The sequence below is a fragment of the Mucilaginibacter sp. GW822-FHT03E02 genome (assembly GCF_058801545.1).
Genome location: NZ_JBXANJ010000001.1, coordinates 5037823 through 5055670, shown reverse-complemented (window position 1 = coordinate 5055670; position 17848 = coordinate 5037823). Strand labels below are relative to the sequence as shown.

The 17848-nt window shown below is 42.7% G+C and carries 13 protein-coding genes; 12 read left to right on the top strand and 1 reads right to left on the bottom strand.

Translation table 11 applies throughout. The features are described 5' to 3' along the window. Positions 1-5: 5 nt before the first annotated feature. Positions 6-350 carry a hypothetical protein gene (locus tag AC1RM2_RS20995; protein WP_492987113.1) on the bottom strand — a complete coding sequence of 115 codons (345 nt, stop codon included), beginning with the start codon at positions 348-350 and terminating at the stop codon, positions 6-8. Between the two features lie 193 nt (positions 351-543). On the opposite strand from AC1RM2_RS20995, the gene AC1RM2_RS20990 reads away from it, so the two are divergent. The 12 genes from AC1RM2_RS20990 (at position 544) to AC1RM2_RS20935 (ending at position 17800) form a co-directional block, all read left to right on the top strand. Continuing rightward, positions 544-699, top strand: coding sequence for a hypothetical protein (locus AC1RM2_RS20990; RefSeq protein ID WP_492987112.1), 156 nt, complete (start codon positions 544-546; stop codon positions 697-699). A 187-nt stretch (positions 700-886) separates the two neighbouring features. Further along, positions 887-1294 carry a mobilization protein gene (locus tag AC1RM2_RS20985; RefSeq protein WP_492987111.1) on the top strand — a complete coding sequence of 136 codons (408 nt, stop codon included), beginning with the start codon at positions 887-889 and terminating at the stop codon, positions 1292-1294. Further along, the gene (locus AC1RM2_RS20980) at positions 1279-2574 is read left to right on the top strand and encodes a relaxase/mobilization nuclease domain-containing protein (protein WP_492987110.1); all 1296 of its coding nucleotides are present in this window, start codon (positions 1279-1281) and stop codon (positions 2572-2574) included. Before AC1RM2_RS20985 ends, AC1RM2_RS20980 begins: the two co-directional genes overlap by 16 nt. Positions 2575-2605: 31 nt before the next feature. Beyond that, complete coding sequence (mobC, locus tag AC1RM2_RS20975; RefSeq protein ID WP_492987109.1) at positions 2606-4666, top strand: conjugal transfer protein MobC; 2061 nt, start codon at positions 2606-2608, stop codon at positions 4664-4666. Between the two features lie 191 nt (positions 4667-4857). Continuing rightward, positions 4858-5232: a hypothetical protein gene (locus tag AC1RM2_RS20970; protein ID WP_492987108.1), complete on the top strand. Its 375-nt coding sequence runs from the start codon at positions 4858-4860 to the stop codon at positions 5230-5232. Between the two features lie 244 nt (positions 5233-5476). Then, on the top strand, positions 5477-6046 hold the full coding sequence (locus tag AC1RM2_RS20965) for an RNA polymerase sigma factor (RefSeq protein WP_492987107.1): 570 nt from the start codon (positions 5477-5479) through the stop codon (positions 6044-6046). A gap of 125 nt (positions 6047-6171) precedes the next feature. Further along, positions 6172-7311 carry a FecR domain-containing protein gene (locus AC1RM2_RS20960; protein WP_492987106.1) on the top strand — a complete coding sequence of 380 codons (1140 nt, stop codon included), beginning with the start codon at positions 6172-6174 and terminating at the stop codon, positions 7309-7311. Positions 7312-7511: 200 nt separating this feature from the next. Further along, entirely contained in the window at positions 7512-11111 is a 3600-nt protein-coding gene (locus tag AC1RM2_RS20955) for a SusC/RagA family TonB-linked outer membrane protein (RefSeq protein WP_492987105.1), read from the top strand. A gap of 20 nt (positions 11112-11131) precedes the next feature. Continuing rightward, positions 11132-12511 (top strand): RagB/SusD family nutrient uptake outer membrane protein, encoded by a 1380-nt coding sequence (locus tag AC1RM2_RS20950; protein ID WP_492987104.1) that lies wholly within the window; start codon positions 11132-11134, stop codon positions 12509-12511. A gap of 36 nt (positions 12512-12547) precedes the next feature. Further along, on the top strand, positions 12548-13885 hold the full coding sequence (locus tag AC1RM2_RS20945) for a TlpA family protein disulfide reductase (protein ID WP_492987103.1): 1338 nt from the start codon (positions 12548-12550) through the stop codon (positions 13883-13885). Then, entirely contained in the window at positions 13885-14343 is a 459-nt protein-coding gene (locus tag AC1RM2_RS20940) for a protein-disulfide reductase DsbD domain-containing protein (RefSeq protein ID WP_492987102.1), read from the top strand. The genes AC1RM2_RS20945 and AC1RM2_RS20940 overlap by 1 nt, the downstream gene beginning before the upstream one ends. Before the next feature lie 328 nt (positions 14344-14671). After that, entirely contained in the window at positions 14672-17800 is a 3129-nt protein-coding gene (locus AC1RM2_RS20935) for a lantibiotic dehydratase (protein ID WP_492987101.1), read from the top strand. Positions 17801-17848 lie beyond the last annotated feature (48 nt).

Below are 17848 nucleotides of genomic sequence, written 5' to 3'. Positions count from 1 at the left end.
AAAGATTAACGGTAATCAAAATAAAACGGCCTGCTGAGGTCGTTTACATCACCTCTTTTTTTCAAATAAATTTGAGGGTCGTCTTCAGAAATCCATTTATCCCCATCCCAGGAGTAATGCTGCTGAAAACAATCTTCTTCATTGGTTAGGAATAACGATAGTCGGGTTAAGCTGACAGTCCAATTCCCGCGCATATCCATCGTGTCAATGCCATCATTGCCAACCTCGATTATTGCCCATTCGACCAACAAATCTGGCCCCAATTCAAATGCTTCCGTATGTGTAAGATCGCCCGGAAGACTTTTAACATATACACCGGAATGTTTTATAATCAGCGGATTCGGATACATAGGTAAATGATTAAATAGCTCAAATATACGCCTGTCCGAATTGAATTAACGGTGATATTCTGATATAACATTATACGTGTTTTATAAAACCACTGATAGTCAGCCGGTTATTTTATAATTCTCTCCACATCTGCACACTCCCATTTAACCAATCCCCATCCCCTCACTTTTGGCTTAACAAAAACAACAAGCCATGATACGAAACACAGTCATCCGAAAATTAGCCTATCAAAAGTTTACCCCACGGGTAAACCAAACAACCGTACATAACCGCCGAAAGGTGGGCGCAGCAATGCGCCCGTTTGCACCGTTAGGTGCAAACCCAATGGCCAAAAATCCGAAGGATTAAAGGCGGCCCGAAGGGCAGCAGACAAAAACAGAAAACGAAGTTTTACCGACGACCGTAAGGGAGCAGACCAAACACACCAGTGTTTGGCAAGATGTACGTTTGTCTACACAAACGGATCTTGCCCGCTCCTTTCAGTCGGGGATGACCGCCGCGGAACTTGGCGGTCATGGAATTTAAAGGGATGATTATGGCCAGGCCAAAGACGGAAAACAGGGAGCAACTTTATACGAAGGTGGTGCGGACAAGGGTAACCAAAGCTACCTATGACAGAATGGAAAAACTATTGACCGGCAGCAATTGCAGGTCTATCGGTGAAGTAGCGCGAAAGATCCTTTCCAAAGAAAAGATACTATGCTTATATAAAGATATAACCATGAGCGGGACAATGGAAGAATTGACCCGCATCCGAAAGGAACTCAAAGCCATCGGCATTAATATCAACCAGCTCACCAGGGGATTTAACAGTTCCAGAAATGAACCCGGCAGAGTTTTCTATGCACAGAAAGCCATTGAACGCTCAAAGGATATTGATGCAAAGATCGACCACCTGATGATTTTGGTTACCTCACTCACTCAAAAATGGTTGCAAGAATAAAAAGCGGTAAAAGCATCCGGGGATTGCTGAACTATAACGAGAACAAAGTTACAGCGGGATCGGCGCAACTCATCATGGCCAGCCTGTTTGGTACCGAATTAGAAAAGTTGAATTTTTCTGACAAGCTTAACCGTTTCCAGCACTTGACCGAACTCAACGACCGGGTTAAAACCAATTCGGTACACATCATGCTTAACTTTGATGAAAGCGAAAAGCCGGATACCCTGACCATGCAACAGATCGCGGCGGCTTACATGGACAGGATCGGTTTTGGCGACCAGCCTTATTTAGTTTACAATCATAATGATGCCAAGCATGCACATCTGCATATCGTTACTACGAATATAGAAACGGATGGCAATCGGATCAGTTTGCACAACATTGGTAAAACCCTTTCGGAAACCGCTCGGAAAGAACTGGAGATAGAATTTGGATTGGTTAAAGCTGAAAGCAAAGCCCTCAACCAGGCTAACCGTATCAAACCCATCACACCCGAAAAGGCGGTTTATGGCAAGACACCCACAAAACGGGCAATTACCAATGTGGTGAGCGCAGTGGTCAGCCAATATAAATTCACTTCATTCCCTGAACTAAATGCCGTCCTAAAACAATTTAATGTCATAGCCGACCGTGGCAAAGAGGGTACATTAATGTTTGAAAAGAAAGGGCTGATCTATTCGATACTGGATGAAAAAGGCAACAAAATCGGGATACCATTTAAAGCAAGCAGCTTAAATGATAAACCCACCTTAAAGAATTTGGAAGCCAGGTTTGCACAGAATGAAGAAAAACGCAAACCATTTAAGGAGAACCTGAAAGGCAGGATTGAAAAAGTATTCGGAAACTATATGGGGATCACTAAAGATACCTTTATTAAGGAGCTGCAAAAACAAAATATCCAGGCTATATTCCGGCAGAATGAACAAGGAATAACTTACGGGGTAACATTTATAGACAACTATAATAAAACCGTTTTCAACGGCAGCGACTTGGGCAAAGCGTACACTGCCAAAGGATTAAATGAAAAATTTGGCACTATTGATCAGCCTGTCAAACAAAAGCAGGATAGCTATAGCAGAACAGCGCAACCGAAACCAACCTATCTGCCAAACACACCAAAGACGGATTACCTAAAATCTGATGAACCAACCGAACAATACCTGCAACCGTCGGCATTTGACAAACTGCTTAATAACCTTATGGGCAAAGGTGGTGACGGCGGCGCACCACTCGTTACCCGCAAAAAGAAGAAGAAACAGGAACGGGGCAAGGGTTTATGACACCATAACAATTTTAAAGGAGGATATTATTATGAATACCGGGGAAGATACACAAGGACTACGCAAGATCATTGATTTTACAAGGCTGATCAGCATTTTCATATTAGCAATACATTTTTACATCGCTTGCTTTGCTGCATTTCAACAATGGCATTTCACCGCAGATATTACTACACGCATCGTTAGCAATATTGCCAAGACAGGTTTATTCAATAATATCTGGAAACCTAAACTGACAGCCTTATTAATGCTATTCGTTTCCTTAGTTGGTGCCAAAGGCAGAAAGGACGAGAAGATAGACAAACGGGCGATTGTCGCTTATTCACTTAGCGGGCTGCTGTTCTATTTCGTTAGCCACCTTGCTTTCTACCTGTCCGCGCCGGTAAGTGTTATAACGTTTACCTATATAGCGGTTACGGCTATCGGATACCTGTTGATACTTACCGGCGGTACATTATTGTCGCGACTCATCAAAGTGGCACTAACGAATGACATATTCAATACCGACAACGAAACCTTTCCCCAGGAAGAAAGGCTGCTGGAAAACGAATATTCGGTTAACCTGCCTGCTATTTATAACCTGAAAGGTAAGCAACATAAAAGCTGGGTGAACTTTATAAACCCGTTCAGGGGGCTATTAGTAATCGGCACACCAGGAGCCGGTAAGTCCTACTTTGTGATCCGGCATGTAATTACCCAGCATATCAAAAAGGGTTTTACCATGTTCCTGTATGATTTTAAGTTTGACGACCTGACTAAAATCGCATACAATACGCTTATCAATAATCCCGGCGCTTATAAGGTTAAGCCCAAATTCTACGTCATTAATTTTGACGATCTCAGCCGTACACACCGATGTAACCCGCTCGATCCGCAAAGTATGAACGACATTACGGATGCGACCGAAGCGGCGAGGACTATCATGTTAGGTTTAAACCGGGACTGGATCAAAAAGCAGGGCGATTTCTTTGTTGAAAGCCCGATCAACTTTTTAACAGGCATCATTTGGTATTTACGGAGGTATAAAGATGGCAGGTATTGTACGCTGCCGCATGTGATCGAACTGATGCAGGCAGATTACGACCCCTTATTTGCGGTATTGCAAGAGGAAGAAGAAATCAAGGTATTGATCAACCCGTTTGTATCGGCATTTAAGAACGGGGCAAAAGAACAGTTGGAAGGACAGATTGCCAGTGCGAAGATCAGCCTGGCCCGTTTGTCATCACCGCAGCTTTATTATGTGCTGTCGGGCAATGATTTTACTTTGGATATTAATAATCCCAAGGAGCCGAAAATTGTGTGCATGGGTAATAACCCGCAGAAGACGCAGATCTATGGTGCGATATTATCCTTGTATGTAAACCGGCTGCTGAAACTTACCAATAAAAAACACATGCTGAAAAGCAGTTTAGTGTTTGATGAATTTTCATCGATTTTCGTAAACGGCATTGATTCCCATATTGCCGTAGCGCGTGGTTATCGGTCGGCAACCACTTTGGGTTTACAGGATTTAAGCCAGCTAAAGAAAGATTATGGGCATGATCAGGCCGAGGTGATTATGAATATTGTCGGTAATGTGATCAGCGGTCAGGTGAGCGGTGATACAGCCAAGCAGTTATCCGAACGTTTTGGTAAGATCATGCAGGACAGGACGAGTATAAGTATCACCAGCGAGGATACCTCCACCAGTAAGTCCAAACAGTTGGATTACGCCATACCAGTTTCAAAGATCGCTACATTATCATCGGGTGCTTTTGTGGGCATGGTAGCCGATGACCCAGACAACAAGATCAATTTTAAAATTTTTCACAATGAGATACAGAACGATCATGAGGCGATTAAAAAGGAAGAGGCTAGTTATAAGCCTATTCCGGTGATCAAAAATGTATCGGCAACGGAAATACAGGAAACGTATTCCAGGATTAAGGAGGATATTAATAACCTGTTTTTTGTGGAACTGGCTATGATTAAGGCAAGGAACGAGGCAGCAAATGATGAAGCTGGGGCTTCGATTGTGAAGCAAATAGATGAGTGTACGAATCTTAGTGAAGTAGACGGGCGTTTAGGTAATGAGCGGTCAATGTCAATGTGATTGAATAGATTTACCAATTGATGTTACGAATTAAAATGCCGCAGCCTGTCTAATAATATCGATCAAAAAACGAACTCTAATTTTGACGATGTACATCTATTTTTGTAATTTGAAGGTCTAATTAGAAATATTTAATCAATGGCTAGTATATTGCAAGCTCGTGATTTTTAAACAATAATCATATTAATATTATGGAAAACATAAATTGTTATATTGTTAGTAATCAGCGGCATTTACAAGAACATATTAGGCGTTTTATCGAAATAACAAACGGGCTAAAATTGGAGGGATTATTTGAAGAGGCTTCGATCGCTGTGCATTCAATCGATAATGCGCTTTTGCAAACACTTGTATTAATAGATATCGATATGGGTGGTTTGGAATTTTCACCAATGGATTTATATAAATCAGTGTCGCATTTCGCAAAAGTGATATTTACAACTATACTCCTAAAAGAAGAAGTGGAAGACTATGTCAAATTAGGAGATGATTTAATTTTCGCACCAATCTCATACGAGAGATTTTTGAAATCTATTCAAAATCTATTCCCTGAAACATTTGTCTAATGCCGCCTATTTGCTTAGCTGCTTGTTTCTCTATTTCAATAGCTAGCTTGCTGTCTGTCGGCCCTGCCTAATATTATAACTTTGATCTTTATGACGGCCTCTGCAATCGACTATCTTTTTATATTGACCGGAGGTGCAATTCAAGTGTATTAAATTATATTTAACACTTTCTACCTCCTTATTTACAACCAATTATTTACTTTGCGCTAACTTTTTGTTAAATTCGTTTTAACGAAACACGCATTTGGCCAAGCAAAGCACCCTTTCAGATTCGGAATTGGTTGACTTTTTAAAGTCGGGCGACCATGCTGCGTTCACCGAACTCTATAACCGTTACTGGGGCGTTTTATTCCACCATGCCCGCAAAATGTTGCAGGATGACGATACCGCCGTCGATATCGTTCAGGATGTATTCACTACCATCTGGATCAAAAACACCGAAATAAACATCACCACTTCCATCAAGGCTTACCTTTATGCTGCCGTGCGCAACAGCATTGTCAGCGCCATCCGTCATAGCAAGGTGCATGAGAGTTATCTTGATTCACTGGTAACCATTATCGAAAAAGGCGAAATGGTGACCGACGAGCAGGTGCGTTACCGCGAGTTCTCCGCGCAGGTCGAAATGGAGATCAGCAAACTACCGCCTAAAATGCGCGAGGTGTTTGAACTAAGCCGGAAAGAAGGTTTATCTCACAGCCAGATCGCCCAGGAATTGAACATTGCAGACGAAACGGTAAAAAAGCAAATCTACAAGGCCATGAAGACGCTTCGCCTGAAGCTGGATGCCTTTCTATTTACGTTGCTGCTCTGATTTCCAGACGCAAACTTCCTATTGTAAATTCCACCTTAAATTTTTATTAATTTTTTTTCTAAAGCGCGTACCACTTTGGGCTCAGCTCTGCGTCATCACACAAAAGGGGATAGCTAATACCGAAAATGGATCAAAAAATCGCAAAATCGCTGATCGACAAATATCTGGCAGGGCAATGTACACCCGAGGAACAGGCGCAGGTAGAAACCTGGTATAACCAATTGGCTGCCCAGCAAAAGGATAAGCCGGAGCTGCCCGATTACGAAGCTCGTAATGCGCAGATCAAAGCCGGTTTACCGCCTGATCCTGCGGTTCCGCCTAAAGTTGTTCGTCTTTGGCCGCGTATCGCTGCTGCCGCGTCGATCCTGTTGTGCCTGGGATTAGGACTATACTATTATAATCAAAAGGGACAGCCAAAACCGGCAGCACAAATGGCACATAACGATATTAAGCCGGGTAGTAATAAAGCCGTCCTAATATTGGCAAATGGGCAGCGGATTATTTTGACAGGTGCCAGGAATGGAACTTTAGCGGCGCAGGGTAACACGGCTATTATGAAAAAGGCCGATGGTGAGGTGATCTATGATGCCCAAGCTGGTACAAGTAAAACTTCTGCTGAACTGGTGTACAATACTATTAGTACCCCGCGAGGCGGTCAATACCAGGTGGTTTTGCCTGATGGTAGCCATGTGTGGCTAAATGCGGCTTCTTCGATCCGTTTTCCAACTGCCTTTACGGGTAAAGATCGCGAAGTAGCGATCACAGGAGAAGCTTATTTTGAGGTGGCGCATAATAAGGCCAAGCCATTCCGGGTGAGTTCCAACGGGCAAACCGTGGAAGTATTGGGTACGCATTTCAATATCAATGCTTACAGCGATGAACCTGCCATGAAAACAACACTACTGGAAGGAAGTGTGAGGGTAACCAAAGATAACCGGGCAGCATTGTTAAAACCGGGTGAGCAGGCGACGATTGCAGATGCGAGCAACATTGGTGTAAAGAATGTAGATACAGAAGAAGTAGTAGCCTGGAAGGATGGTTTGTTCCAGTTCAAGGATACGGATTTACCGGTTGTAATGCGCCAGTTATCGCGTTGGTATGATGTACAGGTGGAATACGAAGGTAAACTGCCGCAAACAGTATTCAATGGTAAGCTGCACCGGAATGTGAATGCTTCGCAGGTGCTGGATATTTTGAAATACTTTAATGTGAATTTCAGGATAGAAGGTACAGGCGCTCAAAAGAAAATTATTGTAACACCCTGATAGATTGTTAACCCTTAACAAAAACTTGCCTATGGCTTAAGCTTACAAACGACAAAAGAGACAATCGGTTACAAAAGAAAAAACCGCAGAAGTGGTCGAAGACTTCTGCGGAAATATCCGGGTTAACCCTTCCCGACGGATCGGGATAAAAAACAATTGCTGAACTATTTTTCTGTATTAACCCAAACTGTACAAAAGTAATGAATTTAAACGCTATTACGATGGCAAAGCCGGGGGTATGGCCCCCTCCTAAGCATCCACTGCCAGTTGGCCATGTTTCTACCCGGATCAGTCCGGCTTTAAAAAGCATCCTTATGCGGATCAACTTAATTACCCTTCTTTTAATTATAGGCTTATTTCAGGCCAGTGCGTCGGTGGTTTATGGCCAAGTAACGCTGAAGGAGAGCCATGCACCTTTAGAAAAAGTTTTGCATGCCATTGAAAAACAAACCGGTTATGTTTTCCTCTACACAGGTAAGGATGTGCAGAGTTTAACCGTTAGTGTCGAAGTGAATAATGTGCCGGTTACCGAGGCCTTGGATAAATGTCTGAAGTACCTGCCGCTGAGTTATAAGGTGGTGGATAAGAATATTTTGTTGAAGCGAAAGGTGGTTGCGCCTGTGGCGGTTAAGCCTGCTGCTCCGGTGAAGGTTTCGGGGCGGGTGGTTGATACTTTAAGCAAGCCTTTGGTTGGCGCTACGGTACTGGATAAGAATAGTCAAAAGGCGGTTTTGACGAATGATAATGGTGAGTTTACACTGATCGCAAATACCGGGGATCAGATCGCTGTAAGTTTTATTGGTTATAATCTTTATACGTTTTCAGTTACGGAAGGGATGACTTTTCAGAATGTGATATTGCGTGAGCAGGTTAGTAAATTGAATGAGGTGTTGGTATCTAATGGTTACCAGTCCCTGCCTTTAGAGAAGGCAACAGGCTCTTACGAGCAGGTGGGAAAGGATTTATTAAACAGGTCGGTTAGTACAAATGTACTTGGTCGGCTGGAGGGCGTCAGCAGTATCCTCTTTGACAAAAGAATTGGGCATGATGGCGAACTGGCAATCCGCGGTAGAAGTACGTTTTTCGCCAATGCCGCGCCTTTGGTAATCCTTGATAATTTCCCCTATAACGGAGATCTGGCCAATTTAAATCCCAATGATGTGGAAAGCATAACCATTCTTAAAGATGCTTCCGCTGCGGCAATCTGGGGTGTGAGGGCTAGTAACGGGGTGATTGTAATCGCCACGAAAAAGGGGGCGAGGAACAAGTCGCTCGCAATCGGTTTTAATGCGAATGTGACCGTTGCTGCTAAACCTGATGCCTTTTACTTGCCGCAAATGTCTTCCGCCGATTTTATCAGCGTAGAAAAGCAATTGTTTGCACAGGGTTTTTATAACAGCGATGAACAATCGGTGACAAATACAAATTTATCACCGGCAGTCGAGCTAATGATTAAAGGACGCGACGGACTTTTGAGCACAACCGAGGTGGACCGGCAACTGACGTTATTGGGCACTCAGGACGCGCGGAACGATATTCAAAAATACTGGTACCATAACGCTATCAACCAGCAATACGCTCTAAACCTTAGTGGTGGTTCAGAAAAGGCTACTTATTATTTCTCAGGTGGCTATGACCATAACTTAGACGCCCTTCAGGCTGGCTACCGCAGGTTAAACTTGCATTCAGAGAATAGCTATTCCCTTGGGGAAAGGTTAAAACTTGATGCAGGTGTATATTTTACGGAGAGTAAAACAACAGCCGGGCGTAACGATCCTTCCTCGCTGGTCAGCGCTGATGGCAAGCAGTTGTATCCCTACGCTCGGCTGGCGGATGACAAGGGCAATCCCCTGCCAGTAGCGCTGGATTATCGGCAGTCATTTACCGATGCAGCCAAAGCGAGGGGTTTTTTGGATTGGAACTTCACTCCGCTAAATGATTATCAAAATATTGATAATCATACCGGTAAAATGGATCTGTTGCTGAATACCGCGCTCCGTTATCAGCTGTTGCCGGGCTTGGATGCTGAATTTCGCTACCAGCTGGAAGCCGCGCAAAGCAACGGTACGCTACTCTATGGTAAGGATAGCTATTACGCGAGGAATGTGGTAAACCGGTATACACAGACCGCTGCCAACGGCAGCCTGACACTGCCGGTACCGGCAGGTGGGATCATGAACAGCTCGGATAGTCGCTTTAGCTCGAACAGCATCCGGGCGCAGCTGAATTACCGGAAGGCCTGGGGGCAGCAAGAGCTGACCGCCCTCGCCGGTTACGAGTACCGGAACGATCATACCAGCACCCGCAGCTTCCAGGATTATGGCTTCAATGCCAATATCGGGCAGGGCCAGCCCGTCGACTATGCCACCACCTTCCTCTTAGCCGACCAGTCCTACCTGGGCAGCAGCCGCATCCCTTACGGTAACAGTAACGGCAGTCGGGACAATTATAATCTGTCTTGGTACGGCAACCTGGCTTATGCCTATGCTAACCGGTACAGCCTGTCGGCCAGCGCGCGCAAAGACGAATCGAACTTGTTTGGGGTAGATGCCAACCACAAGGGCGTGCCGCTGTATTCGGTAGGTGCTGCCTGGACGGTAAATAACGAAGCTTTTTATCACCTGGGCTGGCTGCCTTACCTGAAAGTACGGCTCACCTACGGCTACAGCGGGAACGTGGACAATACCCTGTCGGCACTGGCTGCGATCCGTTACTCCTCCGGTACGAGTGGGATCGGCCATCTGACTTATGCAATGGTGGCCAACCCGCCGAACCCGGACCTGGGTTGGGAGAAAACAGGGATACTGAACGCGGGGATTGATTTTGGTACCGCTGGCGGCCTATTGTCCGGTTCACTGGAGGTTTACAGCAAGCGGGGGCACGACCTGATTGGCTACCGGCAGCTGGACCAGACGACAGGAGTGCTGAACCCCGCAACGAATTTATTTCAGTATAAAGGCAATGTAGCTTCGATGAAAGGCAGCGGTCTGGAGGTGAACCTGCACGCGAATTTCATTGGCGGAACGGCCACCAATACATTGGGCTGGCAGACGGACATGCTGTTCAACTATGCCCGGAATACAGTGACCGCTTACGACCAGACCAGCGACCGGGGCTACAACTACGCGGCTAATGGACTTGGCGTATCGCCGTTGGTGGGCAAGCCCTTATATTCCATCCTAACCTATAAATGGGCCGGGCTGGACCCGCAAACAGGAGACCCAAGGGGCTACCTGCATGGCGTGGTGAGCAGTGACGCGGCTACGATCATTGATGAAACTACGATCGGTGAACTGCAATACAGCGGGCCGGCGGTGCCGCCATTTTACGGCAACCTGCGCAATACATTTAGCTACAAAGGATGGTCGGTATCGGCCAGCCTGGCTTACCGTTTCGGGTATTACTGGATGCGTTACGGCATCGCCTACGACGCGCTGGCATTTAACCGCGCCAACGAAAGTGACGATTATGCCAGGCGCTGGCAAAAGCCTGGGGACGAGCAGCATACCAATGTGCCGTCCTTTACTTATCCCACAGACAGTTCACGCGACCAGTTTTACAATCAGTCTTCCGTGAACGTGGAGAAAGGGGACAATATTCGCCTACAGGATGCCCGGCTCGCTTATGACCTTGGTGCTCGGCAGCTAAAGCGCCTGGCGCTTAAACATGTGCAGGTGTATGTATACGCGGCAAACCTAGGCCTAATCTGGAAGGCCACCAAAACGCCCCTCGATCCGGACTATCCCTACAGTATCAAGCCGGCCAGGACTGTTGCCATGGGTTTAAGCGCCAATTTTTAAACGATTTGATGATGAAAAAAATGACAATCAATATACAAACAAAGTTGCGGAACGGTTTATCGCAAAGCGTACTGCTGGGATTTGCCTGCCTGTGCCTGCTTTTATTTTCGTGTAAAAAGCAGCTGGAAGTTAAACCCTCGCTCAGCTTACAGGTCCCGGTGACGCTGGCGGATTTCCAGGCTCTAATGGACAATAACAATGTCATGACGCAAACCTGGCCATACGCAGGTACAGATGGCGCGGATGATGGTTTTATTACGGACGCAACCTGGGCGTCGGTATCGGTAACCAACAGGAACGCCTATACCTGGGACCGGGAGGTGTTTAACGATCTGCCGAGGAACGATTGGTCATATCCCTATACCGTCGTGTTTTATGCCAACATCGTGCTGGAAGGAACGGCCAAATACGGCGATGGCAGCGCAGCCTGGCGGAATGTGCAGGGCCAGGCAGAATTTTTTCGTGGTTATGCCTATTACGCGCTGGCGCAGGAGTTTTGTAAAGCCTACGACCCGGCGACAGCGGATAAGGACCCGGGACTGGTTTTGCGGGCTTCATCAGATTTGAACGCGAAGTCGGTCCGGTCCACGGTGGCACAGACTTACGGGCAGATGCTAAGCGATTTTACGCTGGCGGCGGCGGCTTTACCGGTTGACGTGGTGGCGAAAACCCGGCCAGGGAAGGCAGCCGCATTCGCTATGCTGGCCCGGACGTACCTGGCGGCAGGAGATTACACGAAAGCTTACACCTATGCCGATTCGTGCCTTAGGCTGAACGGGAAGCTGATGGATTACAACCAGCTAACGGCGGGGAGCACGGTCGCGTTTAAACGTTTTAACGACGAAGTGATCTTTCATACTGTACTGTCCTCCGCGCCCGTCTTACTTGCACCCCGGTATTTGATAGATACCGTACTCTATACTTCCTATGATGCAAATGACCTGCGCAAAGCACTCTTTTTTAAAAAGGCCGCAACAAAACCATACTATAATTTTAACGGGAGTTATGACGGAACGACGGCTTTGTTTAACGGACCTACAGTGGATGAGTTGTATTTGATCCGTGCTGAATCGGCGGCTAGGACTGGTAAGGTGGAAACTGCCCTGGCTGACCTGAACTTATTACGCAAGAACCGATACTCGGCGGCTACTTATGTGCCGTTAGTTTCAGCGAACGGGTCGGAGGTGCTGGCTTGGACGCTGCAAGAGCGACGGAAGGAGCTGGTTTTACGGGGTCAGCGCTGGACGGATCTCAGGAGGTTGAATAAAGAGGATGCATTTAAGAAAACGGTGGTAAAAATAGTGAACGGTCAGCGGTACGAGTTGCAGCCGGGAGATGCGAGGTATGTTTTCCCGATCCCGCAGGCGGTGATTACGGAAACGGGAGTTGCGCAAAACTAATTAATGTTTCGAAACCATTTACAAAACATCTGCAATATGAATCGTGTAAAAAATAAAATTCTTTACTTTTTACCTATACTGGTATTAGGCAATGTCGTATTTGCTCAAAATTTTCTACCAATAAAATCAAAAACCGTTCAATCCCCATCAACAACAAAACTACTTGTTGGCGAAAAATTACCTAATGTTTATCTAAATCATATTATCAATTATAGAAAAGGGGAATGCCTGTTGGATGATTTAAAAGGTAAACTTACCATATTGGATTTTTGGTCGTCATCATGCAGTTCATGTATTGACCTATTTCCACATATGCAACAATTGCAAGATCTATTTAAAGGACAGCTAAAGATTATTCTTGTTAACGGAAACAGCAAGAAATATAATGATGACAAAGTTAAGATAACGGGTATTCTTTCAAAAGTTAAAGATAGGACTAATGTCGACATCGATTTGCCTGTAGTTTATAATTGCGATGCTTTAGATAGTTATTTTCCCCATAGAGTTTTACCTCATGAAGTATGGATAAATGATAAAGGGATAATAATAGGGATCACAGGAGGGGCTGAGGTAAATTCGGCCAATATTGAGGTTGCTTTGAATGGGAAGGATGTACGGATGCATTATAAAACAGATCATTACCTCGATTTAGGAAAACATTCCCTAAATGAATTATTGTATAGCAATGATAGGATAGCAAATAAACCCTTGCTTACGTCTACCTTAGTGAAGGGCATGATCGACGGTTTGAATTCATCGGGAATCAAGCAAGATGAAAATGGCAACATTTACGGTTTATTTGTCATAAATCAGCCATTGAGAGCACTTTATCGCTCGGCCTATAGAAATTTGATCCATTTCCCAGATAATCAAATTTCGTTTGAAAATAAAGATACAGCATTGTTCAATAGGCTCGATTTGTCAGACCCTAGCTCCTTTTCAGAATTATACTCCTATGATTTAAATACCGCTCCGGGAAAGATCGACGATTTGATTAAGTATATGCAATCTGACCTTGAAAAGTTTTTTCACCTTTCAGTAACAAGCGAGAAAAGAGAGTTGATTTGTTATATCATAAAAGCACCTATTGACTCCAACAGGCTAATGACTTCCGGTAAAGAAACTGATTGGGTAAATAAAAATCACTTCATAAATATAATCAACTCTCGGACCGACGAGGTTTTGGCCGAATTGAATAGACTATCTCCGGTTCCATTTATTGATGGGACTGGTATGACGAAAAGTATCGATATGAAGTTACCAGAAAAATTGGATGACACTGCTGGGATTGTTAGAGCGCTGACGGAAACAGGGTTTGAGGTAAAAAAGGAAAAACGTTTAATGGAAATCGTAGTCATCAAAGATAAAAATTAATGAAATCAACAATGAAGGCCTTTTTTATAATTATTATGATTTGTTGTTTAAATGCAAATCTACACGCCCAAATTTTGACACCGGTAAAATGGAGTTATGCCTCAAAAGTGATAGACAAAACTTCAGCAATCTTATATTTTAAAGCAGACATAGAAGATGGCTGGCACATTTACTCAGTAAACCAAAGTAGCGGAGGTCCTATTAAAACATCTTTTACCTATGTGAAATCTAAGGCCTATACTTTAATCGGTACTCCGCAAGAGGGTACCCCATTAACCCATTTCGACCAAACATTCGGGATGAATGTATCGTATTTCACCAATACAGTAACATTTCGGCAAAAGGTAAAAATCATTAATAAAAATGCAATTATTAAGGGAACGTTGAAATATATGGCATGTAATGACCATCAATGTTTAGCACCCGACGATCTTGCTTTCAATATTGAATTAAGATAAATAGAGATGAATATTTTGGAAGTATTAATGTGTAATCGAAATGATCAATACGATGCAACATGCGGTTGCAGACTTAATTATCGAACACAACGATACATATATAGATGTGGTTGCATCTGTTTATCTGCTAATAGTCCTATTGCTTTTGTACATAATAATACGCATGTTTTATAATCGTCTCAAAGGTCGTGATGAATTAGATGGACTGTTTTGAATATCCATCGTTCTCAGCATTTAGTGATTGTAAAATTGGTCGTTTCATCGTTAAAGGGCAGCTAATTAAGTGTGTGTGTTTAATAAATCACTTTAAAAAAATTCTATTTTTCAAATGGATCATAGTGTAAAATACCAATTCCTGCCGGAACTATTTTTAAGGACACCATTTTATAGTTTTGACGATTATAGCTTAAAAAAGCTGCCTGAAGTCCTGAAAAATGAAAAGTTTAGGAATGCTATCTATTTGGCAAGTCCTGATTTTTACAATCACCTGGAAAAAAAAGCATTTGATTTTGACAAGTTGGATGAAAAAGAAAAGTTCAGTATTTCAAAATACTATAATCGTATGTCGTTTAGGCCTACTCCATTTGGCAGTTTCTCATCAATCACCAATTTAGAATGGACGAAAGATGCAACTGTTGACTTGGTAGGTGAAGATGAAGCAATTCTTAATTTATTACCTGATCAGAAATTGCGTGTTAAATTCTTAACCTGCTTGCAGAAAAGCAGCGATGATTATGAATTAATAACAAATCCAACATTATATCGTCTGGCGAATGAGTTTCGTTTTATCCGTTCTATTGAAGATGATGAAGGTAATTATACATATACCTTGAATTCGATTTCCACTGAAAATTTAAATATCAAAATTATAAATTTTTTAAAAAGGGGGGCAACTGCCGTCAAAACGTTGCTTTCTTGGGTAATTAATAAAGCAGAATGTTCTGAAAATGACGCGAAGGATTACCTGAATTTCTTAATAGCTGAGCAAGTGCTATATACCGAATTCGCCGGAAATATCATTGAGACAAATGTTCAGAACGGGCACTATAATGCCAAGGGTGATCAAATTGAAACGATTCCGCACCTCGAAAATTTTTGGAATGATTGGAAAGCGAAACCTTTAAAGGAAGTCCACAAAATAAAACCTTTTTCAGAATTTGTTGAGAGCTTAATACCTGAAATTTGCGAAGGAGCCAAGAGTCAATATTTCTATTCTAACGTTGAACGCCCAGTAAGAGATGGCGGACTAAACAACGACTGTCAACAGCAACTTTCTGACGTTGTTATTGCATTGCAAAAATTAGCATTGCCAACTAAATCGGAAAACCTGGAAAACTTTGTCAAAGAATTTCAGCAACGATTTGACAGAGAAAAAGTGCCATTATTGCTGGCGTTAGATCCAGATTCCGGGATACCTTATGGTAACTTGCAAAGGGACAATCAAGATAATGGAATCTTCGAGAATATATATTTTCTGCAAAAAAAACAGGAAAATAAACAGTTAAACTGGACATCAGTTCACCAACTAATATTTAAATTATGGGTAATGAATTCTGACAGGCAACTCCATAGCCCAATTGTAATTAAATCAAGTGACCTGCAGGCTTTTAGTGAACCCGAAAATAAATCTTTTCCATCTACATTGTCTGTATTATTTCGTAAGGCCGAGGGAAAACTTTTTATTGAAAGTATTGGCGGGGCTACTGCTGCCTCCCTAATAGGACGCTTTTCAGTATTTAACAAAGATTGTGCTGATTTATGCAGAAAACTAGTAATTGCAGAATCCACTGCCCAGCCAGAAGTGCTGTTCGCAGATATTGGCCAGCTTTCTGATACACATGTGGATAATATTAATCGCAGGCTACAGGTCTATGATTATGAAATACCGCTGAATGTGTATTCGGAATTACCCTTAAAAAACCAGATCAGGCCTGATGATATTTTAATTTATGTTGAAAACGGTAAATTGATACTGGAGTCAATAAAAATGAAGAAGAGAGTCATCCCCAGATTATCTACAGTTTATAATTATAATAACAATGACCTGGCTATCTTCCGTTTGCTTTGCGATGTGCAGCATCAAGGTTTGAAATCTGTTTTATCGCTTGATCTGGATAGACTTTTTCCGGATATGGATTTTTACCCAAGGGTTGAATTTGACAATACTATAATTAGTCCAGCTATTTGGCGTATTACTGGTGAGGACCTAGAAATGCTAAAAAATTGTCCCAGTAGTCAGATTGCTGAAACATTGTTTTTTTTACGTGAAAGGCATTGTATTCCATCTAAAATTACGATTGGTACAACCGATCAACAATTGATTTTTGATCTCGACCAGGAAGAAGATAGATCTTTTTTTTTGCAGTGTGTAGAAGAATCGAAAAGAAATGCAAAAAACAACCCCCGAAAAAAATTTTCAAGGTTAACAATAAAAGAATTCATCGCATCCGATCAATCTGTAATAACTAACGATAAACCGTTGATTGGACAATTTGTCGCTTTTTTATCCCACAATGATAATGTTTACGAGAAGCTGATGACAAATAAGATAAATGTAAAAGTGAACGAAACCCGAAATTTCATACTTGGAAGTAAATGGCTCTACGTTAAAATTTACTGTACCCCTAAAACTTCGGATAGCCTCCTAATCAATGTGGTTGCACCAATATTGCAAAAGAACAGGAAAAGAATTGCCTGTTGGTTTTTCATACGCTATAAAGACGAAAAAGGGTATCATCTGCGATTAAGAATACAAGTAGATGAGATAGATTTAGGCTTTGTAATAAGGGCTTTACAGCAACAAATACTAATTAATAAACAACATCAATTGATCAAAGATTATGAAGGAGGAGTTTATAACCGGGAATTGGAAAGATACGGGGCAGATATTATCAATGAGGTAGAGGATTTCTTTTGTTTAGGAAGTGATCTGGCCCTGGCGTTTATTAAAATTATTAAATCAGGATGTTTTGTCATATCCGCCTTTCAATTTGCAATTTGCAATGTGTATCTAATGGTGAGCAATGCTCTGCATGACGCAAATACCCAATTAGCATTTCTAAAACACAATTCAGAAAGTTTCTTAAAAGAATTTGTTGCAGATAAACAGCTAAAAGTCGATCTAGATAAAAAGTATAGGGGGTTGTTACCAGATATAAATAGAGTGTTGGGTAGTGAGGGTTTGACAATAGCGCGCGCAACCAATTTACAACCAAGCATTGATCAATTGTTGGATAAATGGACTTTAATTACTGATGTAGTGGAAGATAAAGATAGGCTTATTGTTCTGCTTACGGACGTTATCCATATGCAAGTTAACCGTTTGTTTACTTCAGATCAGCGGAAGTATGAAATGTTAATCTACTATAGCCTGTATAAATATATATCGTCTCAGGTAGCCAGAGCCAAGAAGCAAGCGGTGTCGGATTTATATATAGATAAAGCGATTAAATTTTAAAAGTGACTTTAACAAATAATAAAAACCCACTATTACAGCAACACATGT

Bases quoted from the DNA above. Each gene is read 5' to 3' on its own strand.
- AC1RM2_RS20960 (WP_492987106.1), top strand. From the start codon at position 6,172: ATGGATCAAAAAATCGCAAAATCGCTGATCGACAAATATCTGGCAGGG.
- AC1RM2_RS20985 (WP_492987111.1), top strand. From the start codon at position 887: ATGGCCAGGCCAAAGACGGAAAACAGGGAGCAACTTTATACGAAGGTG.
- AC1RM2_RS20945 (WP_492987103.1), top strand. From the start codon at position 12,548: ATGAATCGTGTAAAAAATAAAATTCTTTACTTTTTACCTATACTGGTA.
- AC1RM2_RS20995 (WP_492987113.1), bottom strand. From the start codon at position 350: ATGTATCCGAATCCGCTGATTATAAAACATTCCGGTGTATATGTTAAA.
- AC1RM2_RS20950 (WP_492987104.1), top strand. From the start codon at position 11,132: ATGACAATCAATATACAAACAAAGTTGCGGAACGGTTTATCGCAAAGC.
- AC1RM2_RS20935 (WP_492987101.1), top strand. From the start codon at position 14,672: ATGGATCATAGTGTAAAATACCAATTCCTGCCGGAACTATTTTTAAGG.
- AC1RM2_RS20980 (WP_492987110.1), top strand. From the start codon at position 1,279: ATGGTTGCAAGAATAAAAAGCGGTAAAAGCATCCGGGGATTGCTGAAC.
- AC1RM2_RS20940 (WP_492987102.1), top strand. From the start codon at position 13,885: ATGAAATCAACAATGAAGGCCTTTTTTATAATTATTATGATTTGTTGT.
- AC1RM2_RS20970 (WP_492987108.1), top strand. From the start codon at position 4,858: ATGGAAAACATAAATTGTTATATTGTTAGTAATCAGCGGCATTTACAA.
- mobC (WP_492987109.1), top strand. From the start codon at position 2,606: ATGAATACCGGGGAAGATACACAAGGACTACGCAAGATCATTGATTTT.
- AC1RM2_RS20955 (WP_492987105.1), top strand. From the start codon at position 7,512: ATGAATTTAAACGCTATTACGATGGCAAAGCCGGGGGTATGGCCCCCT.
- AC1RM2_RS20990 (WP_492987112.1), top strand. From the start codon at position 544: ATGATACGAAACACAGTCATCCGAAAATTAGCCTATCAAAAGTTTACC.